Raw genomic sequence first — 26,717 nt, 5'->3', positions numbered from 1 at the left:
AGGGACGACCCTTTCGGGATGACTGTGATTCGTCTCGGCCGGAGGTGCGTGAAGGCTGTCTTTGCCGAGACGTTCTCCGCCATTCGCCCGAGAGGCGTCGCGGACTCAGGGCGCGAACGCCTGACGTACGCCCTCACGGCGCAGGGTGAACAGCATCCACACCGCCACCGGGGTGGCCGCGAAACACACGGGGAAGGTGGGGAAGATGGCGGTGATGGCGCCCACGGTGGCCAGCCCGTAGCCCTTCAGGCGCATGGCACTCAGCGCACCCCAGATGGAGAGCGTGCCGCAGATGAGCCCCACCAGCACCGTGAGCACGAAGTACCACGACAGCGTGAACACGGACGGGTCCGTGCTCTGCGCCGCGAAGGGGGAGGGGATGCGCAGGACGAACAGCACCACCTGCAAGACATTGTAGAAGATGGACAGGGTCCCCACGCACATGAGGAAGAAGGCCGGTGGCCTCACCATGTCCAGGACCCTGGCGCGCGGGTCTCCCGGCTCCAACTGCAGGCCCGGGCCGCTCATGAGCGAGCCCTCAACGCGCTCACGATCATCCGCGTCGCCGGTGACTTGTTGAGGGTGTAGAAGTGCAGCCCCGGCACCCCGCGCGACAACAGCTCCATGCACTGCACCGTGGCGTGCGCCACGCCGAGCTGCACCAAGGCGTCGGGTTGATCCTTCACGCGCTCCAACTGCAGCGCCAGCCGCATGGGGACCGTCGCGCCGCACATGCGCGTGAAGCGCTGGACCTGCTCGTAATTGGTGATGGGCATGATGCCGGGGACGATGGGGACGTTGATGCCCACGCGTCGCGCCCGCTCCACGAAGTCGAAATAGAACGCGTTGTCGAAGAAGAGCTGCGTCACCACGAAGTCCAGGCCCGCGTCCACCTTCGCCTTGAGGTGCTTCAGGTCCTCGTCGCGCGAGCCGGTCTCCGGGTGCCCCTCCGGATAGCACGCACCTCCCAGGCAGAAGTTGAAATCCTCTTCTTGGATGAATCGGACCAGCTCTTCGGCGTAGCGGAAGCCGCCCGCGGTGGGCTCGTACGCGGTCTGCCCCTGCGGTGGATCCCCGCGCAGCACCAGCACGTTCTCGACCTTTGACGCGGCAAGCCGTGCGAGCAGATCACGCAGTTCGTCACGCGTGTGTCCCACGCACGTCAGGTGGGCCATCGCCTCGATGCCGGTCTGTTGCTTGATGCGCGTGACGAGCTCCACCGTCCGGTCGCGCGTGCTGCCTCCCGCTCCGTACGTCACCGAGACGAAGCCCGGCTCCAGCGGCGCGAGGTCCTCCAATGTCCGCAACAACGAGGCCACGCCCTCGTCTGTCTTCGGCGGGAAGAACTCGAACGAGAAGCACGGCTGGGACGGATTCAACCGATTACGAATCTTCATGTCAGGACCAGTGTAGACCGTCCCCGTCGGCCTTGATTGGAGAAGGTGCGCGGCTATAGTCCGCGCGCCTTTCCACCCCCTTCAGGAGAAGAAGATGGCCCGGCGTACGCCCCTCAATGAGGCCCACCGCAAGCTGGGGGCCCGGATGGTCGACTTCGCGGGATGGGACATGCCGGTGCAGTACTCGTCGGTCATCGCGGAGCACGAGGCGGTGCGCACCGCCGTCGGCCTCTTCGACGTCTCGCACATGGGGGAGATCGAGTTCAACGGCCCCGGTGCCCTGCAGACCGTCAATCGCCTCATCTCCAACGATCTCGCCCGCTGCGCGGACGGCCAGGCGGTCTACGCCGGTCTGCTCAACGACCAGGGCGGCTTCGTCGACGACATCGTCGTCTACCGCTTCAGCCCCGAGCGCATCCTCATCTGCGTCAACGCGAGCAACCGCGACAAGGACTTCGCCTGGATGCGCGAGCATGCCCAGGGCGTGCAGCCGGTGGACCGCGGAGATGACTTCTCGCAGATCGCCGTGCAGGGGCCCAAGGCCCCCGGACTCGTGCAGCGCCTCACCCGCGTGGACCTGTCACGCATTGGCACGTACCGCTTCGCCGAGGGCGAGGTCGCGGGCGTCAAGTGCATCGTGTCCCGCACGGGCTACACGGGCGAGGACGGCTTCGAGCTGTACTGCCCGCCCGACGCCGCGGAGAAGCTGTGGAACGCGCTGCTCGCCGAGGGACAGGCGGACGGCGTGAAGCCCGCGGGCCTGGGCGCGCGCGACTCGCTGCGCACCGAGATGAAGTACGCGCTCTACGGCAATGACATCGACGATGCCCACACCGCGCTGGAGGCGGGGCTCGGGTGGATCGTCAAGCTGGACAAGCCCGAGGGCTTCATCGGCAAGGACGCGCTCGTGGCGCAGAAGGCCGCGGGCGTGAAGCGCAAGCTCGTCGGCTTCGAGCTCACGGGCAGTGGCATCCCGCGCCACGGCTATGCCATCCACAAGGACGGCAAGCCGGTGGGCGAGGTGACCAGCGGCACGATGGGGCCTTCCGTGAAGAAGCCCATTGGCATGGGCTACGTGCCCACCGAGCTGGCGGCCGAGGGCTCCACCTTCGACGTGGACATCCGTGGACGTCCCGTGCCGGCGGTGGTGGTGAAGACCCCTTTCTTGAAGAAGTCCTGAGACCCCTTTCCAGACCCCAGGCATCCCGAGGTTCATCGACATGTCCGAGAAGATTCCGAGCGAGCTGAAGTACACCGAGGAGCACGAGTGGGCCCGCTTGCAGGGCTCCAGCGCCGTGGTGGGCGTCACGGACCACGCCCAGGGTTCGTTGGGCGACGTGGTCTACGTGGAGCTGCCCAAGGTGGGCGCCACCCTCACCAAGGGCAAGCAGTTCGGCGTCATCGAGTCCACCAAGGCGGTGTCCGAGCTGTACGCCCCGCTGTCCGGCAAGGTCCTGAAGGTGAACTCGGACCTGACCGACAACCCCACGGACATCAACACGGACCCCTACGGCGATGGGTGGATCCTCGAGCTCGAGCTGACGGACACCCAGGAAGTGAGCGGGCTCCTGTCCGCTGAGGCGTACGCCGACCTGCTGAAGAACGCGTAGCAGTGAACCGGGGCGGCCTGGGTGTTAGGGACGCTCCCTGATTTCGGCACGAGTGTCGGATTCCGACACCTTCGACTCGAACGCGAGCCTTCCCACCATGTCCTTGAATTGGAAGTACCAGGAGCCCTTCGCTGGTCGTCACATCGGTCCGGATGCCCGGGCGCTCCAGCAGATGCTGGCCACGCTTGGCGTGGACTCGGTTGACGCCATCATCGAGCAGACCGTGCCGTCGGCCATCCGCGCGGCCGGTCCGCTGCGCCTGCCGGCGGCGCGCGCCGAGTCCGAGGTGCTCGCGCAGCTCGAGGCGATCGCCGCGAAGAACCAGGTCTTCAAGTCGTTCATCGGGATGGGCTACCACGACACCCACACCCCGAACGTCATCCTGCGCAACATCTTCCAGAACCCGGGCTGGTACACCCAGTACACGCCCTATCAGGCGGAGATCGCGCAGGGGCGCCTGGAGGCGCTGCTCAACTTCCAGACGATGGTGATGGACCTGACGGGCATGGAGGTGGCCAACGCCTCGCTGCTCGACGAGGGCACCGCCGCCGCCGAGGCCATGTCGCTGTCGCTGCACGGCAAGAGCGACGTGACGGGCGGGGCGTTCTTCGTCTCCGAGGCCTGTCATCCGCAGACGGTGGACGTGGTGCGCACCCGCGCCCAGCCGCTGGGTGTCGAGGTCGTGGTGGGCGACCACCGCTCGGTGGACCTGTCCTCGCGGCCCTTCGTGGGCGCGCTGGTGCAGTACCCGGCCACGGACGGCGCGGTGCATGACTACCGCGCGTTCGGCGAGAAGGTGCACGCGGCGGGCGCGCTGTTCATCGTCGCGGCGGATCTGCTGAGCCTCGCGCTCCTGACGCCGCCGGGGGAGTTCGGCGCGGACGTGGTGGTGGGCAGCGCGCAGCGGTTGGGCGTGCCCATGGGCTATGGCGGTCCGCACGCGGCCTACTTCGCCACGAAGAACGCCTTCACGCGCATCATGCCGGGCCGGCTCATCGGCGTGTCCGAGGATGCGCAGGGCCGCCCCGCGCTGCGCATGGCGCTGCAGACGCGCGAGCAGCACATCCGCCGCGAGAAGGCGACGAGCAACATCTGCACCGCGCAGGTGCTGCTCGCGGTCATGGCCGGCATGTACGCCGTCTACCATGGGCCGCAGGGCTTCAAGGCGATCGCGGAGCGCGTGCACGGCCTCACGGCGCTGCTGGCCGCGGGCCTGACGAAGCTGGGCCTCAAGCCGCGGCACGAGCAGTTCTTCGACACGCTGCGCGTGGAGCTGACGCCGGCGCAGGTGCGCGGCGTGCTCGCGGCCGCCGAGGCGGGCCGGATGAACTTCCGCCGCATCGACGACAAGTCGGTGGGCGTGACGCTGGATGAGACCACGCGTCCGTCGGACGTGGAGGAGATCCTCGCCGCGTTCGTCGCGGGCACGGGCAAGTCCGCCTCGGTGTCCCTGGAGGACGTGGGCGCGGCGCTGGAGAGCCCCATCGAGGCGGGCCTGCGGCGCAAGAGCGCGTACCTCACGCACCCCGTCTTCAACGCGTACCACTCCGAGACGGAGATGCTGCGGTACATCAAGCGGCTGGAGGCCAAGGACCTCTCGCTGACGCACTCGATGATTCCGCTGGGCAGCTGCACCATGAAGCTCAACGCGACCGCGGAGATGATCCCGGTGACGTGGCCTCAATTCAGCAAGCTCCACCCGTTCGCGCCCACGTCTCAGGCGGCCGGCTACAAGGTCATCTTCGAGCAGTTGGAGCACGCGCTCGCGCAGGTGACGGGCTTCGCGGGCACGTCGCTGCAGCCCAACGCGGGCAGCCAGGGCGAGTACGCGGGCCTGCTCGTCATCCGCGCGTACCACCAGGCGCGCGGGCAGGGGCACCGGGACGTGTGCCTCATCCCGTCCTCGGCGCACGGCACCAACCCCGCGTCGGCGGTGATGGCCGGCTACCAGGTCGTCGTCACCAAGTGCGATGACAACGGCAACATCGACGTGGCGGACCTGCGCGCCAAGGCGGACGCGCACAAGGACAAGCTCGCGGCGCTGATGGTGACGTACCCGTCCACCCACGGCGTGTTCGAGGAGGAGATCAAGGAGATCTGCTCCATCGTCCACGAGCGCGGCGGTCAGGTGTACATGGACGGCGCGAACCTCAACGCGCAGGTGGGCCTCACCGCGCCGGGCCTGATTGGCGCGGACGTGTGCCACATCAACCTGCACAAGACGTTCTGCATCCCGCACGGCGGTGGCGGCCCGGGCATGGGCCCCATCTGCGTGGCGAGCCACCTGGTGAAGTTCCTCCCCGGCCACCCGGTCATCCAGACGGGCGGGGCGGAGGGCATCGGCGCCATCTCCGCGGCGCCGTGGGGCAGCGCCAGCATCCTGCTCATCTCGTGGATGTACATGCAGATGATGGGCGGCGAGGGGCTCACCCAGGCCACTCGCGTGGCCATCCTCAACGCCAACTACATCGCCCACCGGCTGCAGCCGCACTTCCCGGTCCTGTACCGGGGCCAGCAGGGCCGCGTGGCGCACGAGTGCATCGTGGACCTGCGTCCGCTGAAGAAGGCGACCGGTGTCGAGGTGGAGGACGTGGCCAAGCGCCTCATGGACTACGGCTTCCACGCGCCGACGGTGTCGTTCCCCGTGGCGGGCACGCTGATGATCGAGCCGACGGAGAGCGAGTCCAAGGCCGAGCTGGATCGCTTCTGCGACGCGATGATCTCCATCCGCCAGGAGATTCGCGACATCGAGGAGGGCCGCGCGCCCAAGGACAACAACGTCCTGAAGAACGCGCCGCACACGGCCCGCGTCCTCACCGCGCCGGAGTGGAACCGGCCGTACACGCGCGACCAGGCCGTGTTCCCGGCCCCGTGGGTGCGCGACAACAAGTTCTGGCCCACGGTGGGCCGCCTGAACAACGCGCTGGGTGACCGCAAGCTCGTGTGCTCGTGCCCTCCGCTGGAGGACTACATGACGCCGGAGCCGAAGGGCGCCTGAGCGCGGTTCACCTCGTGACTTGACCCAGGCCGTCTCCTGCTCGCGTGGGAGGCGGCCTTCGTCTTGCGGCCCTACGTGGCGGCTGGCGCTTGGCGCGCCGGCTCCACGTGCACCACCACGTCCACCACCTGCGGGTAGATGCCGTGCAGCTTGTCCTCCACCTGGTCCGCCACCTCGTGGGCCTGGGCGGTGGTGAGGTGCGGATCCACTTCAATCTTCAGGTCGACGTAGACGCTGTCCTCCATGCCGCGGCTGCGCACGTTGCGGCACGAGCGCACGCCCGACACGGCCAGCGTGTGCTGCGACACCTCGGCGGGATCCAACCGCACCGTGTCCGAGAGGATGCCCACCGCCTGACGGACGATGCCGTAGGCCACGTAGGCCACGAAGACCATCACCACCAGCGCCACGATTCCGTCCGCGCGCGGATAGCCCAGCGACACCAGGCCCAGGGAGATGAGCACCGCGATGGTGACGAACACGTCGGACAGGGTGTGGCTCGCGTCCGCGAGCAGCAGGGCGCTCTTGTACTTCTCGCCGTAGTGCCGCTCCACGCGCGTCACCACCAGGTTGATGACCAGGGTCGCGGCCATCACTCCGGCCATCAGGCCCGTCACCTGCGGATGTCGGTCATGCAACAGGGAGTCGAGCGCCATGCGCCCCAGCTCCAGCATGCCGATGCCAATCATCGCGCCGATGCCCAGCGACGCGAGCGCCTCGAACTTGCCGTGCCCGTAAGGGTGGTCCTCGTCCGCGGGCCGTGAGGCGACCCACATGGCGACGAGGCCCAGCACGTTCGAGCCGCCGTCGATGAACGAGTGCAGTCCGTCCGCCGTGACCGAGGCGGATTGAGACATCAGTCCGAAGCCGAGCTTGGCGGCGGCGACAATCCAGTTGGCCACGAGGATGACCAGGAGGACGAGGCGGACTTTCCGATTGCGCTCCTGGAGCGCGAGGGTGCGGTCTGTCGCGGGGGCGTTCACGCCCGTGACGCTAGTGCCGTCGCGGCGCTGGCGCGAAGCGCAAAGTCACGCGGTGCGCGGACTCAGTTGGGCTCTCGGAAGAGCCGCATGCGCGGACCGCCGCCCATCTCCAGGAAGAAGCCGAACTGGAAGCGCACCGTCGCGTCCTGGCCCAGCAGGCCCGACGGCGGGTTGGGGAAGGGCTGCGCGCGCTTGAACGAGGACACCGCCTCCATGTCCAGGAAGTCCAGGCCGCTGCTCTTGTCCACCTGGATGTCCTTCACCTGGCCCTTCTCGTCCAGGGTGATGCTCAAGAGCGTGTAGCGGTCCTTGCCCGAGTACGTGCTGCCCGTCGGGTCCCGCATCTGCATCTGCTGGTTGGGGTTCCAGTGCATCCCCACGCTCTGCTTCACGCGGTTGAAGAAGCTCGCGTACTTCCACTCGCGCGTGTTGAGCATCGTGGCGTCGCCTTCGTCCACGTCGCGCAGGTTGTCGTTGGGGGCCGCGCCGAGCACTCGGTCCATGGCCGCCTGGGATGGCATCAGCGCCTGCATTCCCGGCGAGCCGAGCCGCCCCTGCGAACCTTCCTCATTGTCCTGGCCCTCACCGGGCTGGATGCGCAGGCGCTTGGCGTTGCCCACCATCGCGTCGCTGCCATTCTGGTTCTCCACCGTGACGCCAGGGCCCGGCGAGGTGGGGTCCGTCTTCACCGCCACCTCCTGCTTGTGGCGCGTGTCGGGAACCTCGAAGGCGGGCTTCTTGCCGCCCTTGGCCAGCGGCCGGTCATCGCTCCCCATGCCGTTGTTGCCGCTGAGGCGTGGGGCCTGCATCTGCTCCTGGGGCAGGCCCTTCTGCTCCTGCGGCGCCGTGCGCTGGGGCATGGCGTTCCGGTAGAAGGGCGTCTGCTCGCGCGAGCGCGTCTCCTTCTGGACGGTGTTGTCGTGCTCGGCCAGGTACTTCGAGTCGTCGGGCCGCTGCTCGTTGCCCGGCGCGGTGTCCACGACCTGTCCCTTGGGCTTCGTCGTCTCGTCGGGCTTCTTCTCGTCCTTCTTCGTCTGGGCCCGGGGCCGCTCCGCCACCTGCGACTGCGGCGACGTCTGCCCCCGGTTCTTGGCCCACTCGCTGGAGGTGAGGGGACGGACGTTCACGGAGGTTGGGCGGTGCACGGCCGCTCGCTCGCTCGCCGGCAGGTTCACCTGCACGTACGACAACAGCACGAGCAGGCCCACGAAGGCGACGTGGCCCAGCAGCGCCAGGAGGAGCGACAGGAGGAACCGGTTGGAGCTCCTGCGCCTGCGGCGTTCGCGCCAATCTGTCGATGAACCCTGGGCCACGGTGGGATGATAAACCTCCGAGCCGGCGCGCTATGCCCGAACGTGCGCCCGACGACACGCGATAGGGAAATCTCCGCGCTCAAGCCCGGGGGCGCGCGAGCCGTCCCGATGGAATCAGTAGATGGGGGCGACCTCGGCCCCGTTGAAGTAGTGGCGCAGGATGTCTCGGTAGCGCTGCCCGGCTTCCGCCCGGCCAATGGCCCCAGTCTGGCACATCCCCACGCCGTGTCCCCATCCTCCGCCGCGGAACAGCCAGCCCGTCAGCTGGCCCTCGGCGCCTCGCTCCTCCTCCACCGTGGCCATGGTGCTGTTGAGCATCCCCAGGAGCCGGCGGATGTTCAGCTCTCCTCGGACCTGCGTGGTGCCGCGCGCGCCCGCCACCGTCAGCACGCGCGCCCGGCCGGACACGCCTCGCTCGGAGAGTCCCAGCGCCCGCACCGGCCCCACGCCCAGGCGCTCCGTGAGTGCGTCCATTTGCGCCGCCGTGAAGCGCTTTTCCCAGCGGTACTTGCTGGGCTGCGCGAAGCTGGACAGTCGGCACGCGGTGGGCAGGTCGCTCGCGGACAGCCACGCTCCCAGTGAAGCCGGCGTCGGCCGTCCGTCCATGGGGCCGAGCACGTCCGGTCGCCCCCTCAGGCTGGGGTCTGGCGGCCCGCCCCACACCACGTCGTTGTCCTCGGTGTGCCCGCCACACACGGCGCTGTACACCGAGTCCACCAGGCGGCCCTCCGCGCTGAACAGGGCCTCGCCCCGCGTGGCCTCCACCGCCGCCGTGGTGCTGGCCGCCTCGCCGGTGCGACCGCGGTACACCGCGCAGTGCTGCTCCGAGCAGAGCAGGTATGGGTCCGCCAGGTGCTTGATGCCCACCTTCGCGAGCACCTCGCCGCGCGCCGTGACGGCCTGTGCCTTGAGGGCCTCGGGATGCGCACGCGCGAAAATCTCCGAGGGCACCAACCCCTTGAGCAGCGCCTCCAGCGGGACCACATTCACCACGGCCAGCTTGCCCTCGCGGTCCACCACGAACTGAAGCGCGCCCCGGAAGCTGCGGTCCTCGAAGGCGTGGAAGTCGTAGCCCACGCCGTACTCCACCTGCCGCACGTCGAAGCCCTCTGCGTCGGGCGTCTCCGCGTCCAGTCGGTCCTGCGCCAGCCCCACCACGTTGCCTTGCTCATCCTTCACCTCGAGGATGGCGCGCGCCGGGCGGTGCACCTCCTCGAACAGGACGGTCCGGGTGGCGTAGCGGCGCAGCAACTCGGCCTGCCGTTCGGCCGCGGCTTCCAGTGTGAGCGCCTCGTCGGTGAGCAGCAGGTAGCGTCGGTTGTCGATGACCTTGCCCGCGATGCCATACACCGAGCCCAGTACGTGCGTGCGGACCGCCAGCCCGCGCGCGCGCCACTCGGCCTGCATCGCCGCCAGGCCTTCCTTGTCCGAGAAGCGGAACTCGCCCAACTGCACGCGCGCGGTGACCTTTGCGGGCTCTCCCTGCGTCGCCCGCACCGACCAGCGCGTCCCACCGGGGGCGTCCAGGACCTTGTCCTCGGGTCCTCCGAACCGCAGCCGCATCCGGCTGCGCGGTGAGAACGTCACCTCGGTGCGCCCCTCCATCAACTTCACGGGGACGCGCGGCTCGCCGCCTCGGAAGTCCAGGCGCTTGAGCTCCAAGGGCCCCGGCAGTCCCAGGGACAGGTCCGGCCCTGGCTCGGGCGCGGGGGGGCGGGTGTCTGGCGTCGGCTCGGGGGCTGGCTCCGCCACGGGGGGCGGCGCCTCGGGAGCAGGGAGGGGCGCGGGAGCCTCGGCAACGGGAGCCGGCCGCGGCGTGGCGCAGGCGGCGAACAGCAAGACGAGCAGGAGTGGGCCGGCGGTTCTCACGGGGGGCGACACCGTAGCCCCCACGGGTCCAGGCGTCACGGACAGGCAGGCTCGGAAACGACAACGGCCCGATGCGGCTTGGAAGTCCGCATCGGGCCGTGTCGGAAGGCGCCACCCGGATTCGAACCGGGGAATGAGGGTTTTGCAGACCCTTGCCTTACCACTTGGCTATGGCGCCATGAGTCGGTGGGGCCGGCTTTATACGCAGCCCTCCACCACCGGGTCAAGGAAGCAACTGCGTCCGGGTGCGGGCTGTGCCCCGCTAGCATGGGAGCGGGCGCGAGGCTCGCGTCCACCCGGGAAAGGGACCGCGATGCTGCACGGGCAGGGATTGTTCCAGGAAGAGCACGAGGCCTTTCGTCGCACCGTGCGCGCCGTGGTGGAGAAGGAACTGCGGCCCTTCGCGCAGGAGTGGGAGGCGAAGGAGGAGTTCCCCCGCGAGCTGTTCCGTCGCTTCGGTGAGCTGGGCTTCCTGGGGCTGAAGTACCCCGAGGCGTACGGTGGCTCGGCCGCGGGCGAACTCTATGAGGCGGTGCTGTTGGAAGAGCTGGGCCGGTGTGGCTCGGGCGGCGTGTCCGCGGGGTTGGGCGCGCAGTTCACGATCTCCACCGGCCCCCTGCATCTGTTCGGCACCGAGGACCAGAAGCACCGCTGGCTGGCTCCGGCCATCCGAGGCGAGAAGGTGGGGGCGTTGGGCATCACCGAGCCGGACGCGGGTTCGGACGTGGCGGGCATCCGCACCACCGCGCACCGAGACGGTGACCACTACGTCATCAACGGCTCCAAGACGTACATCACCAACGGCGTGCGCGCGGACTTCGTCGTCCTCGCGGTCAAGACGGATCCGTCGCGCGGGCACAAGGGCCTGTCCATGGTGGTGGTGGAGAAGGGGACGCCGGGCTTCTCCGTGGGGCGGAAGCTCCAGAAGCTGGGGTGGCGTGCCTCGGACACCGCTGAGCTGTTCTTCGAGGACTGCCGCGTGCCCGCGGAGAACCTGCTGGGCGTCGAGGGGCAGGGCTTCTCGCAGATCATGGGCAACTTCCAGTGGGAGCGACTGTCCCTCGCCCTGGGCGCGGTGGGCGCCATGGACGACATGCTGGAGACCGCGTTGGAGCACGTGAAGCAGCGCCGCGCCTTTGGCCAGACGCTCAGCGGCTTCCAGGTGGTGCGCCACAAGTTGGCGGAGCTGTTCACGTCGCGGGAGTGCGCGCGCCAGCTCACCTACCACGCGCTGCGCCTCCACCTCGCCGGCGAGTACGCCGTGGCGCAGACGTCCATGGCGAAGAAGGTCGCCACGGAGACGTGCTGCCGCGTGGCCGATGAGTGTCTCCAACTGCACGGAGGCGCCGGCTACATGATGGAGTACGACATCCAGCGTCACTGGCGGGACGCTCGGCTCGGACCCATCGGCGGAGGAACGAGCGAGGTGATGAACGAGATCATCGCCAAGCAGCTCGGCCTCTGAGCCGCGCTCCCGCCCTCGGAGGTGGGGCGGGCAGGCGGGCGGGCAGGAACAAAGGGCAGACGCCCCGGGTTGCTCCGCGAGGGATGACACCACGCGGAGGGTCCGTGGAGCCCACCATCATCATCGACGAGCTGTATGCCCGCCTCGGGGACGATGACGTCCTCGTGCTCGATTGCCGCGGCGCGGAGGACTGGGTGCGCTTCGAGGCCCAGATTCCCGGTGCGCTGCGGATGACCGCCGCGGAGATTGCCCTCGACCTGGCAATCCTTCCGGACGACGAGCTCATCATCCTCTGTGGCTGTGCCGTGGATGGCGCGGATACCTGGGAACTCTGCCGACTGCTGCGCGCCCATGGACGCGACGCGGTGTGTCTGTCCGGAGGTCTGCTGGCGTGGATGGGCGCCGGCTACCCCACCGAGCGCCACCCGGCCGCGCCTCCCTGCGCGCCTCCGTGAGGAGCGGATGCAGCGCGTCGTGAAAGGGTGTATGCAGCGGTCGACCGCCCCCCTGGAGAACCCTGACCATGGCCAAGCTGCGCGCTGTTCTCATTGGCGCCACCGGACTCGCGGGCCAGCAGTTCATCGCTGGCCTGAAGAACCACCCCTTCATCGAGCTCGCGGGTCTCGCCGCGTCTCCGCGCTCCGCGGGGAAGACGTACGCGGAGGCGCTGCGCACCGCCAATGGGATGACGGCCTGGTTCATCTCCGAGCCGCTGTCACCCTCGGTCGCGGGCATGAAGGTCATCAGCGGTGACGCGGTCCAGGCGAAGGACTTCGATCTGGCCTTCTCCGCTGTCGAGGCGGATGTCGCTCGGGAGCTGGAGCCGCGCCTCGCCCGGGACATCCCGGTCATCTCCGCCGCCAGCGCGTTCCGCTACGACGACGACGTGCCGCTGCTGATTCCGCCCATCAACGCCGCGCACGCGCCGCTGATCCGCGAGCAGCAGAAGCGCCGCGGCTGGAAGGGCTTCATCGCGCCCATGCCCAACTGCACCACCACGGGCCTGGCCATCACGCTCGCTCCGCTCATCGAGCGCTTCGGAGTGAAGGCCGTGCTGATGACCAGCCTCCAGGCCATCTCGGGCGCCGGTCGCTCCCCGGGCGTCATCGGCATGGACATCCTCGACAACGTCATCCCCTACATCCCGAAGGAGGAGGGGAAGGTCGAGGTGGAGACCAAGAAGATCCTCGGCGCGCTGCGTCCCGATGGCTCCGCGCTGTCGCCTCATGACGTGCGCGTCTCCTGCACGTGCACCCGCGTGGCCGTGCTCGAGGGACACACCGAGTCCGTCTTCGTCTCGCTCGGGAAGAAGGCGAGCGTCGAGGAGGTCGTCCAGGCCATGCGCGAGTGGAAGGGCGTCGAGGTGTCGCGCGACCTGCCCTCCGCGCCGCCGCACTGGATCCATGTCCACGATGACCCGTTCCGCCCCCAGCCTCGGTTGGATCGCGACGTGTACGGTGGCATGAACACCAGCGTCGGGCGCGTGCGCGAAGATGGTGTGCTGGAGAACGGCTTCAAGTACGTGCTCGTCTCCCACAACACGAAGATGGGAGCCGCCTGCGGCGCCATCCTCGCCGCCGAAATGCTGCGTGCCCAGGGATTGCTGGGCTGAGCGAGCCCCGTGCATGGCTCGCCCCCCAGATTCCGGGTGTCAGCCTCAGTGCAAACGGTCTAATCTGCGCGCCCACGGACGCGCTGAAATCCGCTTTTAAGAGGAGTTCTCAATGGCCTACGTCGTCGCCGAGCCATGCATCAAGTGCAAGTACACCGACTGTGTCGAGGTGTGCCCGGTCAACTGCTTCTATGAGGGTGCCAACTTCCTGGTGATCCACCCGGACGAGTGCATTGACTGCGGCGCCTGCGAGCCGGTGTGCCCCACCAAGGCCATCTTCCCGGAGACGGAGCTCCCCGCGAAGTGGGCGGAGTACAAGAAGCTCAACGCCGACTTCTCGGGCTCGTGGCCCAACATCACCGAGAAGAAGGACGCGCTGCCCGAGGCCGAGGACTTCAAGACCAAGGAAGGCAAGCGCTCCGAGTTGGATCCGAAGCCGGGTCACTGAGCGACCGTCCTTCGTGGTTCCAAGAAAGGCCCTTGCGCTCCACGGCGCGAGGGCCTTTGTCATTGCGGCCCGCGGGCTCACTCCGAGCGCACGGTGCGCAGCCGCAAGCCGCGTGCTTCCAGCGCGGAGGTCAGCCGCGAGAGGTCCTCACCCGCGAGGGGACGTTGGCGGCCTTGGATGTGGAGCGCGATCTCTCGGGGGCCCGTTCGCTGGACCTCGACGGTGGCTTCCATCGCGCCTCGCAAGCTGAGGCTGAGCGCGGGCCGCTGGGCCTTCACGAGCACCTCGATGCGTTCGATCAACGCGAGGGCCGCTTCGGCCCGGGTGGGCGCTTCGATGATGGCACCCGACTGCGGTGGAGGAGCCCCGCCCGCGGCCTGGACGGGGTTATCGCTCGGCGGTGGGCGCACCGGGGCCAGACTTGAGGGAGCGGACCCGTCTCCGTCGGGGCGTGTGCTCGGGCTCCGGATAGCTGAGGGCTCTGGATGCGTGCGCCGCAGCTCTTTCTCGATGAGCTCCGAGGCGCGCTGGTCGTTGCGTTGTTGCCCCATCGCGTGCGCCTCTCCGCGCACCGTGCTCAGGCGGTGGGCCTCGACATGCATGGACTGCCGCGCCTGTCCGAGTGCCGTGGTGCTGCCGAGTGAGAAGGCACTCCGTTGGGTCGCGACGAATGCTCCACTGGGTCGGACCGTCGGTGGTCCCAGCGCGCGAGCGGGCGCGTTGCCCGGCTTCTTGGGGCCGCGCATCGAGGCGTCACCGGGCGGAGAGGGCGCTCGTGATGCGGGCGGGGGACGACGCGGATCCGCTCGCTGGAGGACGTCGCGAAAGCGCTCGGAGTTCGCTGGGGATTCGCGTGAGGGAGCGTCGGGGCCATCGACCTTCATGTCATGCCTCGTGGTGGGAGCGCACGAGACAGAGCAGGGGACGTGCCATGCGCGCGCCCCTTGGGTCCGGGGGGCGGCGGGTGCGCGCAGCGGGACGGGCGTCCCGCCACGAGATGCGCGCTCAGCGACGGTTGCCGAATCCGCCGGGCTGCACCGGCGCCAGGCCGGTCAGGTCATTGAACGCCAGCGGACAGGCCGCCACGGCGTTCGGATCCGCGAGGTTCGCGCCCTGCGACCAATCGCGATCCTGGAAGAGCAGTGCGTCGCGCAGCTCCACCTCGGTGACGGCCTTCTTGAACTCCCAGAGCCGTCCGCGCGCCATCAGGCGAGACCCCTTGGGAACGCGCGCCAGATCGAGGAACTGCGAGTCCAGCAGTCGCGCAGTGATGTTCACCGAAGGCCGCTTCTTGGGCTTCCCGTAGTCGAGGACGATCATGGACCGCTGCTCGGGCGGCACCGGGAGGTACCAGAGGAGGTGGGCCACGAGCGCCGGGGCCTCCGGCTCCTCGCCCTTCTTGAGCCGCTTCTTCTTGGGCTTCTCCAACTTGGCGTCCACGAACTCCAGGCCGCCGAACGCGACCTCATGGTCCAGGTAGTTGTCGCGGAAGAGCGCCTCGGCGGTGCCCGAGACGGTGGCGTTGGCGCGCGTCACCTCCACCTCATAGCGGTCGCGCAGCGCGGGCAGGGTGAACAGGAAGCTGTCCACCGGCTTCACGCCCGTGGCGAGGAAGCGCAGCTTGTCCAGGTCCATGGCGGGGTAGTACGGCGCCAGCGCCTCCGCCGTCTTCAACCACTCATCAGAGAGCTTCTTGTCGATGAGCACCCGGCGCACCATGGACACGAAGTAGATGTTGGCGGGGAAGCGAGGCGTGGAGAGCTGCGTGCCCAGGACCTGGAGCAGCATCGGATCCACGTAGAAGTTCTCGTCGCGCTTGTGGAGCGTCGGCGCGGTCTCGCCGAGCATCGTCAGGAGCGCCCCCACCAACTGCGCGCAGTTCGCGTCGCTCGTCCCTTGGTTGAGCGCTTGGTTGACGCGCGAGCGAAGGAAGCGCTTGTCCATGTCGGCCTCCCGGAACTCGGGCGGCTCGCCTGGCCCGAAGAAGACCTCGGGCTGAGCGGTGGCGGTCGCGGACAGCAGACTGAGGCAGAGGGCAGTGAGGGCAGTGCGGCGCATCACCGACCGACGTTAGCACGGCGCCCCGCGAGGCGAGCGGTAGGGCAGGGGCCGCGTGGGGCGTGAGACGTCCAACCCTGGAGGTCGAGGCGTGGACGCTGGCCCTTCATGCGACCGCGCGGCCCGGGCGCCCCCCCTGTTTTTCCGCCTGTTGACCTCCCTGCCTTTTGTGTACCTTGGCTCCGATATGGCGACTCCTCCCGAGACATCCCCGGCGCCCGTTACCATCGCCCAGGTCAAGGACGAGGCGGAACTGATGCAGGCGCTCGCCATTCGCGAGGTGGTGTTCATCGAGGAACAGCACGTTCCCGAGGGCATCGAGCGCGATGCCGAGGACGCGAACGCGTTCCATGTCCTCGCCTACCAGGGAGGTCACGCCATCGGCACGGGGCGACTCGTGATGATGTCGGAGCCGCCTCCTGGCCAGCAGGGCAAGTGGGGCCAGATTGGCCGCATGGCCGTGCTCCAGTCGCACCGCAAGGCCCGGGTCGGCTCCAAGCTCCTCATCATGCTGGAGAACGAGGCCCGCAACCGGGGCGTCGGCGGCGTGATGCTGCATGCGCAGCTCTACGCGCTCGAGTTCTACAAGCGCCATGGCTACGAGGCGCTCGGCCCTGTGTTCCAGGAGGGCGGCATCGACCACCTGGAGATGCACAAGCGCCTGTAGTCGCCGCGCGGCTCAGCGCCTCGGAGGTCGAGGCGCGGGCGGCTGCGCGTGTCGCGGATCCTCCGGCCACGCGTGTCGCGGATACCTGCGCCCCAGCTCCTTGCGCAGCGCGGGGTAGTGCCGCTCCCAGAACCCCGCCAGGTCCGTGGTGACCTGCACCGCGCGCATGTTGGGCGCGAGCAGGTGCAGCACGAGCGGCACGCGACCCGCGCACACGCTCGGTCCCTGCGCCATGCCGAAGAAGTCCTGGAGCCGTGACTCGACCCAGGGGGGCTTGTTGGGCTCGTAGTGCACCTGGACGCCGCGTCCTCCGGGCAGGGTGACGCGCTCGGGGGCATGGTTGGCCAGCAGCCGCTGCTGCTCCGACGTGAGCTTCGCGTAGAGCGCGTCCAGCAAGGAGACGCCCTCCAGGTCCGCGAAGCTGCGCGCCCCCACACACAGCGAGGCGAGCGCGTCGCGCATGAGGGTCGCGTCCACCGTGGGGAAGCCCGCCTCGGGAAAGGCCTGCGCGAGCAACTGCACGCGGGTGCGCCACTGCTCCAGCGCGGCGGGTTCGGCGAAGCGCTCGGGGCCCGCCGCGAGCGCGGCCCCGGCCAGGACCTTGGCGGCCTCCTCGGAAGGGGGCGCGGGCGTGCGCGTCTCCTCCAGCACGAGGTTTCCGTACGCGAGTCGCGTGAGGCGCTCGACACGGCGCGACTCGGGGTTCCACTGGAGCGTGTCCACTTCCTCCAGGGCGTCGGGATAGAGGTCCAGGAGCCAGAGCGGCTCGATGGCGCTGGCCAGTCGCACCAGGGCGCCGCGGCCGGGTCGCTCTTCGGCGTCGACCGCGACCATCAACTCCGCGTCTTGCACGACGCTCAGCTCCGAGAGCGTGGTGCTGCCACCGCCAAACATCACCAACTCAGGAGCGCGAGCCCGCCGCCGGCGCGCCACGCGATCCGGATATCCCGAGAGGACGCTGAGCATCAGCGCTTCTTCGGTGGCCTGGGCCGTGTCGGGGCGTCGACCCTGCTCGCGCACTTGTCGCCGGAGTTGCTTCTGGACCCGCTCGACGGATTGAACCGCGCCGGCCTCCAGTGAGAGCGAGTGCATGCGCCCGGACGCGAAGTTCGCGCGCTCGGCCTCGCGATAGCGCTCGAGCAACTCCAAGAGGTCGGATGGACCACTGACCGTCGCCGCGCCGCGCGAGCCGCCACCGCCCAGGTTGGCCCGCGCCTCCCGGCGGATGTCCCGCTCGCCCATGAGCGCGGCGAGCACGGCGGCATCCGCGCCCACCCCACGGCGCTCGCCCTCGACGATGACGCGGGCCTGCCGAGGGTGAACCGGGAAGCGAAGCAGCCGCTGGCCCACCTCGGTCACGCGCCCCGAGGCGTCGACCGCCCCGAGCCGGCGAAGCAAGAGCTCTGCGGCATCGAGGGCCGCGGCGGGCGGAGGCTCGAAGAAAGGGAACTGGCTCAGGTCCGTCGCGCCCGAGGCTCGCAGCGCGAGGATGGTCTCCGCGAGATCCGTGCGGCGGATCTCCGGGGCTTCCTGCTCGGGCCGACCGTCGAAGTCGTGCTGGGTATAGAGCCGCAGGCACATGCCCGCGCGAGTACGGCCGGCGCGGCCCGCACGCTGGGTGGCGGCGGCACGGCTCACCTTGGTGAGCTTGAGTTGGGGCAGCCCCGACCACGGAGAATGCGAAGCGACGCGAGCCAGTCCCGCGTCGATGACCACCGCCACGCCATCAATGGTGACGGAGGTCTCCGCCACGTTGGTGGACAGGATGATCTTCCGGCGCGAACTGCGGCGCACCGCACGGTCCTGTTCGGCTGGCGAGAGGTCGCCGTGCAGCGGCAGCACCTCGGCGCCGTGCCGCTCGGCGAACTCGGCGCACGTCTCCTTGGCGCGGCGGATCTCCCCTGCGCCAGGGAGGAAGACGAGCACATCTCCCTCCACGCCCTGGGTGAAGAGTCGCTTGAGGGCGGACAGGACCTGTTGATCCAGGTGCCGCTCGTCGGGAGTGGGAAGGTACTCAATGGCCACGTCGAAGCGACGGCCCTCGGACTTGAGCGAGGGGGCGCCACCGAGGAACGCCCGGACGGGCTCGGCCTCCAGCGTCGCGGACATCACCACGAGCTTGAGGTCGGGGCGCGCGGTCTCTTGCAACTGACGGAGCATCGCGAGCGAGATGTCCGCGGACAGGTGCCGCTCATGGAACTCGTCGAGCACGACGATGCCCACGTCGCGCAGCGTCTTGTCGGAGAGGAGCCGCCGGCCGAGCACACCTTCGGTGACGAAGGACAAACGGGTCTTCGGCCCCCGCACGTCCTCGAAGCGGACCTGGTAGCCCACCGTCTCGCCCACCCGCTCACCCATCTCCTCGGAGACGCGCTGCGCGGCGAGCCGGGTGGGCAGGCGGCGCGGTTGAAGGACGATGATCTCCTTGCCGCCCCCGAGCCCCGCCTCCAGGAGCGCACGCGGAACGCGCGTCGTCTTTCCCGCGCCCGGGGCGGCTTCCAGCACGAGCGAACGATGGCCACGCAGCGTGGCGACGATCTCCGGCAGGAGCGGATCGATGGGAAGGGCGACGTCCGCCATGACAGGGCCTCGGGCTACGCGACGTGGGGGACGGTGGAACTCAGGGCGCTTCAGTCTCGGGCGTCGTCGAGCCCGCCTTCTTGCGGCGGCCCCGACGCGGGGCCTCCGCCTCGCTCGTGGGCTCGGGACTGGGGGCGGGCATCTCCTCGGAGGCCGCGACCTTCTTCGGCCGCCCTCGTCGGGCTGGCGGGGCAGGCTCCGCGCTCGCAGCCACGGCGTCGCTGGCATCTGGAGAGGGGATCACCTCGCTGGCTGCGGACTCCTGCGGGGGCGCACCGAGAGCCGCCGCTTCGGGCTCCTCACTGGCCAATGCTTCGGACGTCGCCGTGGGGGGCTCGGAAGGACCCGTCTCATCCGAAGAGGGCGGCGTCTCGGTCGCGAGTGCATCGCCCTCCTCCGAGAGGATCGAACCCTCGGTGTCCGCTTCCGGCTCGCCTTCGAGGAACTCCGCCATGCCCTCGTCGGACGTGAGCGCCAGTCCCCGGCCCGCGCGCTTGCGAGGCTTGAGGGTGAGGCCGGCGGCCTCGAAGAGCCCCGGCACGGGCACGAGCGCGGCCTCGGCGAGCAACCGCCCCTGCCTCAGCACCTGCTCCAGCCGCCTGCCGAGCGAGACCAGGTCCTCGCGAAGCTCGGCCTCCTGCGCCTCGCCGATGGGCGTGGGCGTGAGGCTCGCGAGCCATGCGCCGTGCGCGACGACGACCTGCTCCACCACGGGGCGCACCAGCGCGAAGTCCTCGCGCGCGAAGATGCGCGTGACGTACGCGCTCTTCATCCTCCGCTCATAGGACGTGGCGAACTCGGTGACGGCTTCACGCGGCGCGCGACGGAGCTGTGGGAACTTGAGGTGCGGAAAGAGCGCCTCGATGACAGGGGCTCGGCTGCTGGCGGTGAAGGTGATGCCCGCGTGCAGCTTCTCGAGCGTGTCGACCCAGCGCCCCTGCTGATCGAACGTGTACTCCTCGCGCGCCTCCTCCAACTCGGGCAGGTCCTTCACGCGGGCGAGCATCGCCGGGGCGGGCTGTCGAGCAACCCGCAGCCGGTCCAGGGCGGTCGCCAGCCACTGCTTCTCCTCGTCGAGCCCCGACCTGCCCGCGAGCATCTCTTCGGCGGTCACGAGCCGGGCCTCGAAGGCCTCGGCGAATCGGATCAGCTCATAGGACTCGAGCGTCGAAGACATCAGCGGGCTCCTGGGCGGGGCGGCGGGAGATAGCACACCTTCAGCGTCCATCGAGCAGGGCACTCAGCGCGGCGGGCTCGGAGAAGTCCGCGAACGCCCACTCGGCGCCGGCTTCCCGGAGCTGCGCAGCGGAGAAGTTGCCCGTGCCCACGCCGATGCACTCGGCACCGATGCCCTTGGCTGCATGCACGTCCTTGGGCGTGTCTCCGATGATGACGACGCGGCATTCGGCGAAGGGGACACCGAACTGCGCGGCGCCCGCCATGGCCCCGGCTCGGATCAGCTCCACGCGGTCCTCGTGGTCGCAGCCGAAGCCACCAAAGGAGAACTGATCATGGATGCGCACGCGCTCCAGTTTGACTCGAGCTCCGGGGCGCACGTTGCCAGTTCCCAGTCCCACTGCGAAACCCGCGCGAGCGCGAGCCGCATGGACGGCCTCCCGCATGCCGGGGTGCACGCGGAACGCCGAGTCATCCACTTTGTGGACCTCCTCGGAAAGGTGCGCGACGTAGCTATCGACGACCGCCGAGATGGCCTGCTCGGACACGGGGGCGCCGATGATGCTCAGCGCCTTGCGAACGATGGCCCGGTCGGTCATTCCCGACATACTGAAGGAGTCGCAGGCATCGCGGCGGCCGTGGAGCTTCTCGAAGGCCAGCTCCATCGAGCGCCGTCCAGCGCCGCCAGTGGTGACCAGGGTTCCGTCGATGTCGAAGAGGAGAACGGTGGGACGCATGGCCCCCATCTAACGGAAGGCCCAGGCCGACGCGAGCCCCGCGCGTATCTTGCCGTCGTCCGAGGACTTCAGGGCTCGGTCAGCGTGAGGCTGCGCTGCAGGGCCTCGCGGACCTGGGCGCTCTCCTCCAGGGCGACCTGGTCCTCCAGGGCTTGCCGGACCTCCTGTCCACCCAGCCGGCCGAGTGCTTGCGCCACGGCCGTCCGCACCCGCGCGTCTCGGTCCTGCAACTGCGCGAGAAGCGGCGACGTCGCCTCCAGGCCCAGGCTTCGTCCCAGGGCCGCCGCGGCGCTCGCGCGGACCTCGGAGGGCGCATGCGGATCCGCCAGCAGAACCCCGATGGTGTCCGCGCCCTGGGGAGGCGCTACGACAGCCAGGGACGCCACGGCGAGCGCCCGCCGCTCACTGGGGACATCGTGGCTCTTCGCAAGCTCCGCGAGGATCGGGACCGCACCCGTGCCGAGTTCACGCCACTGCTCACGGGCGCCCTCTTCAAGCGGGCTGTGCTCCAGCAGTCCAAGGACCCGGTCTCGCAGCCCCCCCTCGGTGGATGGGGCCGCGTCGACGGAGAGGGAATGCGTGACGGGCGCGAGCGCGGCTTCGGCGGCCAGCCCACCCACGGCCAGCACACCCAGCGCGGACCCCACGAGCCACCTGCGCGCGAGCGAGGTGCGCGAGCGAAGCCCTGGGGACGTGAGGAGCAGCGGTGTCGGCATGCGGAACTCCCCGGTCGAAGCGATGTCCCAGGTTATACGTCGCCTGCCCCTCGGGACTCGATCCCGGTATTGTGCCCGCGCCATGGCCGGACGCGTCTTCTTCTTTCTTCAACACGCCAGTTATGAACCCGCTTTCCAGGCGGCCTCCATGGGAATCACCGCCGCCGCGATGGGGGACGAGGTGTACGTCGTCTTCGCGTTCGAGGCCCTCCGTCAGCTGGTGCGCGGAAGCTTCGGGCTGGCGCACAGTGAGCGGGAGCGCACGGAACTCGCGCGCGCCGAGGGCCTGGGAGTGCCCACTCCCGCGCGAATGCTGGAGGAGGCGCGGGCGCTCGGTGCTCGGCTCATCGCGTGCGACACGACCGTACGCATCTGCGGGTTCACGCCCCAGGAACTGGAGGGCACCCTGGACGAGGTCATGGGGCTCGCATCGATGTGGCGTCTGACGGAGGGCGCGCGCGTGCTCGCGCTCTAGGTCCGGGTCTCAGCCCACGAGCACGGGGGCAGTGTGGGGCAGGGTGCAGTGTAAGCCCGCGGTCATCGGCTGCGGCTGCAACTTGGCACTCCTGACTGAACGCCTCGGGCGTGGGCCTCTGAGGCTGTAGCGCCCGCCCCGAGTCGCGCGCTACTCTGGCCACACGCAGTTCCGCAGTCCCCTCATTGGAAACCCCACACCGCGCGGAGCGCCGAGTCCGCCGGAAGGAACAGACGCACGCTTATGCGCGCCACCAAGTCCCCCCTGAGCGCCCTGCTTGCCGGCATTGTCGTGATGGGAAGCACGCTGTTCGCTGGCTGCCAGACGTACGACTTCGAACCCGTGGATCCGCTCTCGATCGCGCAGACGACGGTCGAGGATGTGATCAAGGCCAAGCGCAGCAAGCCCAACGTCATGCTCCTCGTGGACACGTCCGGCTCGATGACCGACCCGGTGAATCCGTCGTCCGCGCTGTGCAAGCTGCCGTCGGGAGCGACCTGCGGAGGCAAGGACACCCCGTGTGACACCTCCAAGTGCCCGACGCGGTGGTCTGATCTCCAGGCGGCCATGGGGCCCTTCCTGGCCAACAGTGGAAAGCTCCTGCGCTTCGGCCTGACCACCTATCCCGTCCCTCCGCCCGACTCCACGGGCTCGGCGACGGCGGCGGAGTCCTGCGCCGCGGCGACAGCGGTCTCGGTTCGCAAGGACCTGCCGGCCAGCGGCGAGGATGATGACTCGCTGCTCGCGCACGCGAGCACCATCAACACCCTCATCCAGTCCATTCCGAACGCCGGCGTGGGGATGCCCGCGGGTGGTACGCCCACGAGCGGCAGCCTGACGTTCGTCAGCGGGCTCGCCAGCTTCAACGCCCCCGACAAGGATGACCGCGATCAGTTCGTCATCCTGTTGACGGACGGTCTGCCCAACTGCAACTTCAACAACGCCATCGAAGGGCCCAGCGCCGAGTGCCGGTGCACGTTCGACAACGCGTCCCAGTGCTCGGGCAGCTACCGCAAGGCGGGGTGCCTGGACCTGGACGCCTCGGTGCAGGCCGCTCGGGCGCTGCGCAAGGACAAGGGGATCCGCACCATCGTCATCGGCTTCGGCGCCGAGACGAACAACGGCGTCGGGACCGAGGTGCTGAACGCGGTGTCGGACGCTGGCGAGTTCGCCCGGTTCCAGCCCTGCACGGAGGCCACGCAGCAGACCGACTGCGGCTCGGGCGACAGCTGTGACCCCTCGACGCGCTTCTGCCGGCGCCACTTCTATCAGGCGGGCAACCAGCAGGAACTGGCGGCCGCACTGGAGGCGATCAGCAACAAGCTCGTGATCAAGGACCCCTGCCTCTTCAAGATGAAGAGCTACGAGATCCCCGAGGATCCCAAGCTCATCGTCGTCTACGTCAACGACAAGAGCGTCCCCGCGGGCGCCGACACGTGGGAGCTGACCGCGGACGGCGTGAGCTTCAAGGGCGGCACCTGCGAGCAACTCAAGGCCTCGCGTCCGGAAGCGCCCGTGACAGTCGAAGTGCGCGCGATCCGCAAGCACTAGACAGGGAGTCGGGCGGGTGGCTTTACCCGAGGCGGAGCGAGGGCTATAGGACCGTCGCTCCGCTCCGCCGCCTCGCCCATGAAAATCACTGTCCTCTCGCGCGCAGCTTCCATCCCGTCCACTCGACGGCTCGTCGAGGCAGGGCGCGCACGAGGACACCGGGTTCGCGTCCTCAATCCGCTGCGAGTCCAGATGCTGTTGGACGGCCGGAGCGCGACGCTCTTCTACGATCGGAAGAAGCTCGCCCCCACGGACGGCGTCATCCCGCGCATCGCCCTGTCCATCAGCACGTACGGACTGGCGGTGGTGAACCAGTTCGGTCTCGCGCGAGTTCCACTCGTCAACCACGCGCAGGCCATCGCGCAGTCGCGCAACAAGATGCGCTCGCTGCAGCTCTTGTCCGCGCATGGAATCAGCATCCCCGCCACGGTGATGGCCCGCGATGCCGCCCACCTCAAGGAGATGGTGGGGCTCGTGGGCGGTGTGCCCGTGCTGGTGAAGCTGCTCCAGGGCCAGGAGAAGCACGGCGTCATGGTCTGCGAGAGCGTCCAATCCCTGGAGGCAGCCTTGGAGGCGGTGCTCGGCCTGGGGCACAACCTCGTGATGCAGGAGTACGTGAAGAGCACGGGCCAGGATGTCCGCGTGCTCGTGGTCGGAGGCTGCGCGGTCGCCGCGGTGCGGCGGCGTCCACGGCCAGGGCGCCTGTCCCATACGCTGAACAAGGGAGCGCGACTCGAAGCGCTCGAGCTGTCGCCCGGTCAGCGAGCCATCGCGGAGAAGGCCGCTCGGCTGGTCGGACTGGAGGTGGCCGCCGTGGACATGCTGGATGTCCAGGGCGAGCCCAAGGTGTTCGAGGTGAACAGCTCGCCCTCACTGCCAGAGATGGAGGCCGCCACCGGCATGGACCTGGCGGGCGCCATCATCGCGCGCACCGAGGCGCTGATCGGCGGCGCCCCTCCCGTGTCCGTGCCTGAGCCCGAGGTGTCGCCGGTGCTGCTCCCAGGGCGCAAGGGGGCTGGACGGCCTCCCAAGGCAGGGTCGGGTGGTGGCTGAAGAGAATCGGCTCGCCTACCGTCCCACGCCTCGTGATACGGAGCACCCGCATACCAGGAGACGAACCATGCCGCGCATCCAACGCCTCTCTCCCGTGGCCGCCCTCTGGGTGGCGCTGGCCGTCGCACCCGCGCTCGCCCAGGACGTGGACCCTACCAGCTTCTACGAGGTCAGCACCGCGGGCTCTACGGCCCAGGTGAAGGCGGGGCAGAGCGGCACGTTCGTCCTGGCCATCAAGACGAAGGGCGGCTCGCACGTCTCCGAGGACGCCCCCTTGAAGCTCGAGCTGAAGGGGAACCAGGTGACGCCCGCGAAGGAGAAGCTGACCCGCGAGGACTCGGTGGCGAAGAAGCCCTCGGGCGCGCAGTTCGTGGATCCGCGCTTCGAAGTGCCGTTCACGGCGGGCGCCGCGGGCAAGGGCTCGGTGGATGCCAAGCTGACCTTCTTCATCTGCACGGAGAAGCTCTGCGCCAAGCAGCAGAAGACCATTTCCGTCCCGGTCGAGGTCCAGTAGGGCATGCGCGAGCGTCCGTCCAAGGGTCGTGGTGAGCGGGAGCGCGGCGGCAACGAGTCGCAGCGCCACGTGTATGGCGTCAACCCCGTGCTGGAGGCCCTGCGGGCGCGTCCGGACGAGGTGGACCGGCTCTACATCGTCGAGGGGCAGGTGGGCGACCGCGCGGCGGGCGAACTCCTGAGTCGGGCGCGCGACGCGGGCATTCGGGTGGAGCGAGTCCCGCGGGAGCGTCTGTCCGCCATGGCGGACGGAGGCGTGCACCAAGGCGTCCTCGCCGAGATGCGCGGCTTCCGCTACGTGGAGCTGGAAGATGTCCTGGAGGCGGCGAAGCAGAAGGGACAGCCCCCCTTGGTGGTCGTGCTGGACGGCGTTCAGGATCCACACAACCTGGGTGCCATCATCCGGTCCGCCTATGCCTTGGGCGCGCATGGCGTCGTCATCGCCAAGGACCGCGCGGTACAGGTGACGGGCACGGTGGCGAAGGCCTCAGCGGGCGCGGTCGAACACTGCCCCGTCGCGCGAGTCACCAACGTCTCCCGCGCGCTGGAGGAACTGAAGACCGCTGGACTCTGGGTCGCAGCCGCGGACGTGGGGGGCACGGACTCCCTCTGGACTGCTCGGCTGGACGGCCCACTGGCGCTCGTCGTGGGCGCGGAGGGCTCGGGCGTGCGAGAAGGCGTGCTCAAGCACTGCGACTTCCGGCTGCGGATCCCCATGGCGGGACGCGTGGGTTCACTCAATGCGTCGGTTTCTGCCGCGATTCTGCTATACGAGGTCGCGCGTCAGCGGAGCGGCCCTCGCTCCTGAGCTCCCGCCAAGGATCAATCTCCTTGACTTGAGCGATGGGGACTTCTAAAAGGGCGCGCCTCGCACGCCGGTGCCGGGTGGTTGACGGAGCCTGCGGAACAGGGTAGGGCGGCGGGGCGGTTGCTGGACGAATGCCGGTGTAGCTCAGTCGGTAGAGCAACTGATTTGTAATCAGTAGGTCGCGGGTTCAAGTCCCGCCGCCGGCCAAGCAGGACGGGGCCGCGGACAAGGGCCCGAGTTGTGTGGGTGAAGTCGGCAGTATGATGTATGTAGGGACAAGGGAATATCTGGAGGGATACCCAAGCGGCCAAAGGGAGCAGACTGTAAATCTGCCGGCTCTACGCCTTCGATGGTTCGAATCCATCTCCCTCCACTCGGCAACGCGGGAATAGCTCAGTTGGTAGAGCGTCAGCCTTCCAAGCTGAATGTCGTGGGTTCGAATCCCATTTCCCGCTCCAATCGTTGTAGTGAATCGCCAAGCCCTGATAGCTCAGTTGGCAGAGCGCATCCTTGGTAAGGATGAGGTCACCAGTTCAATCCTGGTTCAGGGCTCCATTTTTCGAGGAGTGTCATGTCCAAGGAAAAGTTCGATCGTAGCCTTCCCCACGTGAACATCGGAACGATTGGGCACGTGGACCACGGCAAGACGTCGCTGACGGCGGCCATCACGAAGGTGCTGGCCAAGAGC

At 68.9% G+C, this 26,717-nt stretch carries 25 protein-coding genes and 5 tRNA genes; 18 read left to right on the top strand and 12 right to left on the bottom strand.

Annotated elements, in window-relative coordinates; genetic code table 11:
• Positions 1–105 precede the first annotated feature (105 nt).
• Positions 106–528, bottom strand: coding sequence for a hypothetical protein (locus KRR26_RS31200; RefSeq protein WP_120206787.1), 423 nt, complete (start codon positions 526–528; stop codon positions 106–108).
• Positions 525–1,397 (bottom strand): methylenetetrahydrofolate reductase [NAD(P)H], encoded by an 873-nt coding sequence (metF, locus tag KRR26_RS31195; protein WP_120206786.1) that lies wholly within the window; start codon positions 1,395–1,397, stop codon positions 525–527. The genes KRR26_RS31200 and metF overlap by 4 nt, the downstream gene beginning before the upstream one ends.
• Positions 1,398–1,491: 94 nt before the next feature.
• On the opposite strand from metF, the gene gcvT reads away from it, so the two are divergent.
• From gcvT to gcvP, 3 genes are all read left to right on the top strand, one after another.
• Positions 1,492–2,577, top strand: coding sequence for a glycine cleavage system aminomethyltransferase GcvT (gene gcvT, locus KRR26_RS31190; protein ID WP_217081585.1), 1,086 nt, complete (start codon positions 1,492–1,494; stop codon positions 2,575–2,577).
• Positions 2,578–2,617: 40 nt separating this feature from the next.
• Positions 2,618–3,007 (top strand): glycine cleavage system protein GcvH, encoded by a 390-nt coding sequence (gene gcvH, locus KRR26_RS31185; RefSeq protein WP_120206784.1) that lies wholly within the window; start codon positions 2,618–2,620, stop codon positions 3,005–3,007.
• Between the two features lie 97 nt (positions 3,008–3,104).
• The gene (gene gcvP / locus KRR26_RS31180) at positions 3,105–6,005 is read left to right on the top strand and encodes an aminomethyl-transferring glycine dehydrogenase (RefSeq protein ID WP_217081584.1); all 2,901 of its coding nucleotides are present in this window, start codon (positions 3,105–3,107) and stop codon (positions 6,003–6,005) included.
• A gap of 71 nt (positions 6,006–6,076) precedes the next feature.
• On the opposite strand, the gene KRR26_RS31175 is transcribed toward gcvP, so the two are convergent.
• The 4 genes from KRR26_RS31175 to KRR26_RS31160 form a co-directional block, all read right to left on the bottom strand.
• Entirely contained in the window at positions 6,077–6,988 is a 912-nt protein-coding gene (locus tag KRR26_RS31175; protein WP_120206783.1) for a cation diffusion facilitator family transporter, read from the bottom strand.
• A 62-nt stretch (positions 6,989–7,050) separates the two neighbouring features.
• Positions 7,051–8,301 carry an energy transducer TonB family protein gene (locus KRR26_RS31170; RefSeq protein WP_120206782.1) on the bottom strand — a complete coding sequence of 417 codons (1,251 nt, stop codon included), beginning with the start codon at positions 8,299–8,301 and terminating at the stop codon, positions 7,051–7,053.
• 114 nt (positions 8,302–8,415) lie between these two features.
• On the bottom strand, positions 8,416–10,209 hold the full coding sequence (locus KRR26_RS31165) for a SpoIID/LytB domain-containing protein (RefSeq protein ID WP_407931747.1): 1,794 nt from the start codon (positions 10,207–10,209) through the stop codon (positions 8,416–8,418).
• A 67-nt stretch (positions 10,210–10,276) separates the two neighbouring features.
• A tRNA-Cys gene (locus KRR26_RS31160) sits at positions 10,277–10,348 on the bottom strand.
• A 135-nt stretch (positions 10,349–10,483) separates the two neighbouring features.
• Here KRR26_RS31160 and KRR26_RS31155 point away from each other — a divergent pair.
• The 4 genes from KRR26_RS31155 (at position 10,484) to fdxA (ending at position 13,695) form a co-directional block, all read left to right on the top strand.
• Positions 10,484–11,635 carry an acyl-CoA dehydrogenase family protein gene (locus KRR26_RS31155; protein ID WP_120206780.1) on the top strand — a complete coding sequence of 384 codons (1,152 nt, stop codon included), beginning with the start codon at positions 10,484–10,486 and terminating at the stop codon, positions 11,633–11,635.
• A 104-nt stretch (positions 11,636–11,739) separates the two neighbouring features.
• Positions 11,740–12,090, top strand: a complete 351-nt coding sequence (locus tag KRR26_RS31150; RefSeq protein WP_217081582.1) for a rhodanese-like domain-containing protein — start codon at positions 11,740–11,742, stop codon at positions 12,088–12,090.
• 68 nt (positions 12,091–12,158) lie between these two features.
• Positions 12,159–13,247, top strand: coding sequence for an aspartate-semialdehyde dehydrogenase (gene asd, locus KRR26_RS31145; RefSeq protein ID WP_217081581.1), 1,089 nt, complete (start codon positions 12,159–12,161; stop codon positions 13,245–13,247).
• 112 nt (positions 13,248–13,359) lie between these two features.
• Positions 13,360–13,695, top strand: coding sequence for a ferredoxin FdxA (fdxA, locus tag KRR26_RS31140; RefSeq protein WP_120206777.1), 336 nt, complete (start codon positions 13,360–13,362; stop codon positions 13,693–13,695).
• Between the two features lie 77 nt (positions 13,696–13,772).
• Here the strand turns inward: fdxA and KRR26_RS31135 are convergent, their stop codons facing one another.
• Complete coding sequence (locus tag KRR26_RS31135) at positions 13,773–14,297, bottom strand: hypothetical protein (protein WP_233577064.1); 525 nt, start codon at positions 14,295–14,297, stop codon at positions 13,773–13,775.
• A 403-nt stretch (positions 14,298–14,700) separates the two neighbouring features.
• Positions 14,701–15,753: a hypothetical protein gene (locus KRR26_RS31130; RefSeq protein ID WP_120206775.1), complete on the bottom strand. Its 1,053-nt coding sequence runs from the start codon at positions 15,751–15,753 to the stop codon at positions 14,701–14,703.
• Positions 15,754–15,940: 187 nt separating this feature from the next.
• Here KRR26_RS31130 and KRR26_RS31125 point away from each other — a divergent pair, with 187 nt between their 5' ends.
• Positions 15,941–16,420 carry a GNAT family N-acetyltransferase gene (locus KRR26_RS31125; RefSeq protein ID WP_120206774.1) on the top strand — a complete coding sequence of 160 codons (480 nt, stop codon included), beginning with the start codon at positions 15,941–15,943 and terminating at the stop codon, positions 16,418–16,420.
• A gap of 12 nt (positions 16,421–16,432) precedes the next feature.
• On the opposite strand, the gene hrpB is transcribed toward KRR26_RS31125, so the two are convergent.
• The 4 genes from hrpB to KRR26_RS31105 are packed head-to-tail and all read right to left on the bottom strand — an operon-like array spanning position 16,433 to position 21,629.
• A complete protein-coding gene (hrpB, locus tag KRR26_RS31120; protein WP_120206773.1) occupies positions 16,433–19,000 on the bottom strand; it encodes an ATP-dependent helicase HrpB in 2,568 nt (855 codons plus the stop codon).
• 40 nt (positions 19,001–19,040) lie between these two features.
• Complete coding sequence (locus tag KRR26_RS31115; RefSeq protein WP_217081579.1) at positions 19,041–20,177, bottom strand: hypothetical protein; 1,137 nt, start codon at positions 20,175–20,177, stop codon at positions 19,041–19,043.
• Positions 20,178–20,217: 40 nt separating this feature from the next.
• The gene (locus KRR26_RS31110; RefSeq protein WP_217081578.1) at positions 20,218–20,922 is read right to left on the bottom strand and encodes an HAD family hydrolase; all 705 of its coding nucleotides are present in this window, start codon (positions 20,920–20,922) and stop codon (positions 20,218–20,220) included.
• Positions 20,923–20,981: 59 nt separating this feature from the next.
• Positions 20,982–21,629 carry a HEAT repeat domain-containing protein gene (locus tag KRR26_RS31105; RefSeq protein ID WP_217081577.1) on the bottom strand — a complete coding sequence of 216 codons (648 nt, stop codon included), beginning with the start codon at positions 21,627–21,629 and terminating at the stop codon, positions 20,982–20,984.
• A gap of 82 nt (positions 21,630–21,711) precedes the next feature.
• On the opposite strand from KRR26_RS31105, the gene KRR26_RS31100 reads away from it, so the two are divergent.
• The 10 genes from KRR26_RS31100 to KRR26_RS31055 all read left to right on the top strand — a co-directional run.
• Positions 21,712–22,104 carry a DsrE family protein gene (locus tag KRR26_RS31100; RefSeq protein WP_120206769.1) on the top strand — a complete coding sequence of 131 codons (393 nt, stop codon included), beginning with the start codon at positions 21,712–21,714 and terminating at the stop codon, positions 22,102–22,104.
• 243 nt (positions 22,105–22,347) lie between these two features.
• Positions 22,348–23,655, top strand: a complete 1,308-nt coding sequence (gene cglB, locus KRR26_RS31095; protein ID WP_120206768.1) for an adventurous gliding motility lipoprotein CglB — start codon at positions 22,348–22,350, stop codon at positions 23,653–23,655.
• A gap of 78 nt (positions 23,656–23,733) precedes the next feature.
• Positions 23,734–24,708 (top strand): ATP-grasp domain-containing protein, encoded by a 975-nt coding sequence (locus KRR26_RS31090; protein ID WP_120206767.1) that lies wholly within the window; start codon positions 23,734–23,736, stop codon positions 24,706–24,708.
• A gap of 67 nt (positions 24,709–24,775) precedes the next feature.
• The gene (locus KRR26_RS31085) at positions 24,776–25,222 is read left to right on the top strand and encodes a hypothetical protein (RefSeq protein ID WP_120206766.1); all 447 of its coding nucleotides are present in this window, start codon (positions 24,776–24,778) and stop codon (positions 25,220–25,222) included.
• A gap of 3 nt (positions 25,223–25,225) precedes the next feature.
• The gene (rlmB, locus tag KRR26_RS31080) at positions 25,226–26,029 is read left to right on the top strand and encodes a 23S rRNA (guanosine(2251)-2'-O)-methyltransferase RlmB (protein WP_217081576.1); all 804 of its coding nucleotides are present in this window, start codon (positions 25,226–25,228) and stop codon (positions 26,027–26,029) included.
• A gap of 133 nt (positions 26,030–26,162) precedes the next feature.
• Positions 26,163–26,235 (top strand) — tRNA-Thr (locus KRR26_RS31075).
• 83 nt (positions 26,236–26,318) lie between these two features.
• Positions 26,319–26,402: transfer RNA gene (locus KRR26_RS31070), tRNA-Tyr, on the top strand.
• Positions 26,403–26,411: 9 nt separating this feature from the next.
• A tRNA-Gly gene (locus tag KRR26_RS31065) sits at positions 26,412–26,487 on the top strand.
• Positions 26,488–26,508: 21 nt separating this feature from the next.
• Positions 26,509–26,584, top strand: a tRNA-Thr gene (locus KRR26_RS31060).
• Between the two features lie 16 nt (positions 26,585–26,600).
• Positions 26,601–26,717 (top strand): GTP-binding protein (locus KRR26_RS31055; protein WP_217081601.1); only part of this gene is annotated, 117 nt, incomplete at its 3' end.

The sequence above is a fragment of the Citreicoccus inhibens genome (assembly GCF_019039035.1).
GTDB lineage: Bacteria > Myxococcota > Myxococcia > Myxococcales > Myxococcaceae > Citreicoccus > Citreicoccus inhibens.
The sequence above is the reverse complement of the archived record's forward strand: the minus strand, read 5'-3'. Positions and strand labels throughout refer to the sequence as shown.

Bases quoted from the DNA above. Each gene is read 5' to 3' on its own strand.
- KRR26_RS31090 (WP_120206767.1), top strand. From the start codon at position 23,734: ATGAAAATCACTGTCCTCTCGCGCGCAGCTTCCATCCCGTCCACTCGA.
- KRR26_RS31130 (WP_120206775.1), bottom strand. From the start codon at position 15,753: ATGCGCCGCACTGCCCTCACTGCCCTCTGCCTCAGTCTGCTGTCCGCG.
- KRR26_RS31125 (WP_120206774.1), top strand. From the start codon at position 15,941: ATGGCGACTCCTCCCGAGACATCCCCGGCGCCCGTTACCATCGCCCAG.
- gcvH (WP_120206784.1), top strand. From the start codon at position 2,618: ATGTCCGAGAAGATTCCGAGCGAGCTGAAGTACACCGAGGAGCACGAG.
- cglB (WP_120206768.1), top strand. From the start codon at position 22,348: ATGCGCGCCACCAAGTCCCCCCTGAGCGCCCTGCTTGCCGGCATTGTC.
- KRR26_RS31105 (WP_217081577.1), bottom strand. From the start codon at position 21,629: ATGCCGACACCGCTGCTCCTCACGTCCCCAGGGCTTCGCTCGCGCACC.
- KRR26_RS31155 (WP_120206780.1), top strand. From the start codon at position 10,484: ATGCTGCACGGGCAGGGATTGTTCCAGGAAGAGCACGAGGCCTTTCGT.
- KRR26_RS31200 (WP_120206787.1), bottom strand. From the start codon at position 528: ATGAGCGGCCCGGGCCTGCAGTTGGAGCCGGGAGACCCGCGCGCCAGG.
- KRR26_RS31085 (WP_120206766.1), top strand. From the start codon at position 24,776: ATGCCGCGCATCCAACGCCTCTCTCCCGTGGCCGCCCTCTGGGTGGCG.
- KRR26_RS31135 (WP_233577064.1), bottom strand. From the start codon at position 14,297: ATGCATGTCGAGGCCCACCGCCTGAGCACGGTGCGCGGAGAGGCGCAC.
- gcvP (WP_217081584.1), top strand. From the start codon at position 3,105: ATGTCCTTGAATTGGAAGTACCAGGAGCCCTTCGCTGGTCGTCACATC.
- hrpB (WP_120206773.1), bottom strand. From the start codon at position 19,000: ATGGCGGACGTCGCCCTTCCCATCGATCCGCTCCTGCCGGAGATCGTC.
- rlmB (WP_217081576.1), top strand. From the start codon at position 25,226: ATGCGCGAGCGTCCGTCCAAGGGTCGTGGTGAGCGGGAGCGCGGCGGC.
- asd (WP_217081581.1), top strand. From the start codon at position 12,159: ATGGCCAAGCTGCGCGCTGTTCTCATTGGCGCCACCGGACTCGCGGGC.
- metF (WP_120206786.1), bottom strand. From the start codon at position 1,397: ATGAAGATTCGTAATCGGTTGAATCCGTCCCAGCCGTGCTTCTCGTTC.
- gcvT (WP_217081585.1), top strand. From the start codon at position 1,492: ATGGCCCGGCGTACGCCCCTCAATGAGGCCCACCGCAAGCTGGGGGCC.
- KRR26_RS31100 (WP_120206769.1), top strand. From the start codon at position 21,712: ATGGCCGGACGCGTCTTCTTCTTTCTTCAACACGCCAGTTATGAACCC.
- KRR26_RS31110 (WP_217081578.1), bottom strand. From the start codon at position 20,922: ATGGGGGCCATGCGTCCCACCGTTCTCCTCTTCGACATCGACGGAACC.
- KRR26_RS31115 (WP_217081579.1), bottom strand. From the start codon at position 20,177: ATGTCTTCGACGCTCGAGTCCTATGAGCTGATCCGATTCGCCGAGGCC.
- fdxA (WP_120206777.1), top strand. From the start codon at position 13,360: ATGGCCTACGTCGTCGCCGAGCCATGCATCAAGTGCAAGTACACCGAC.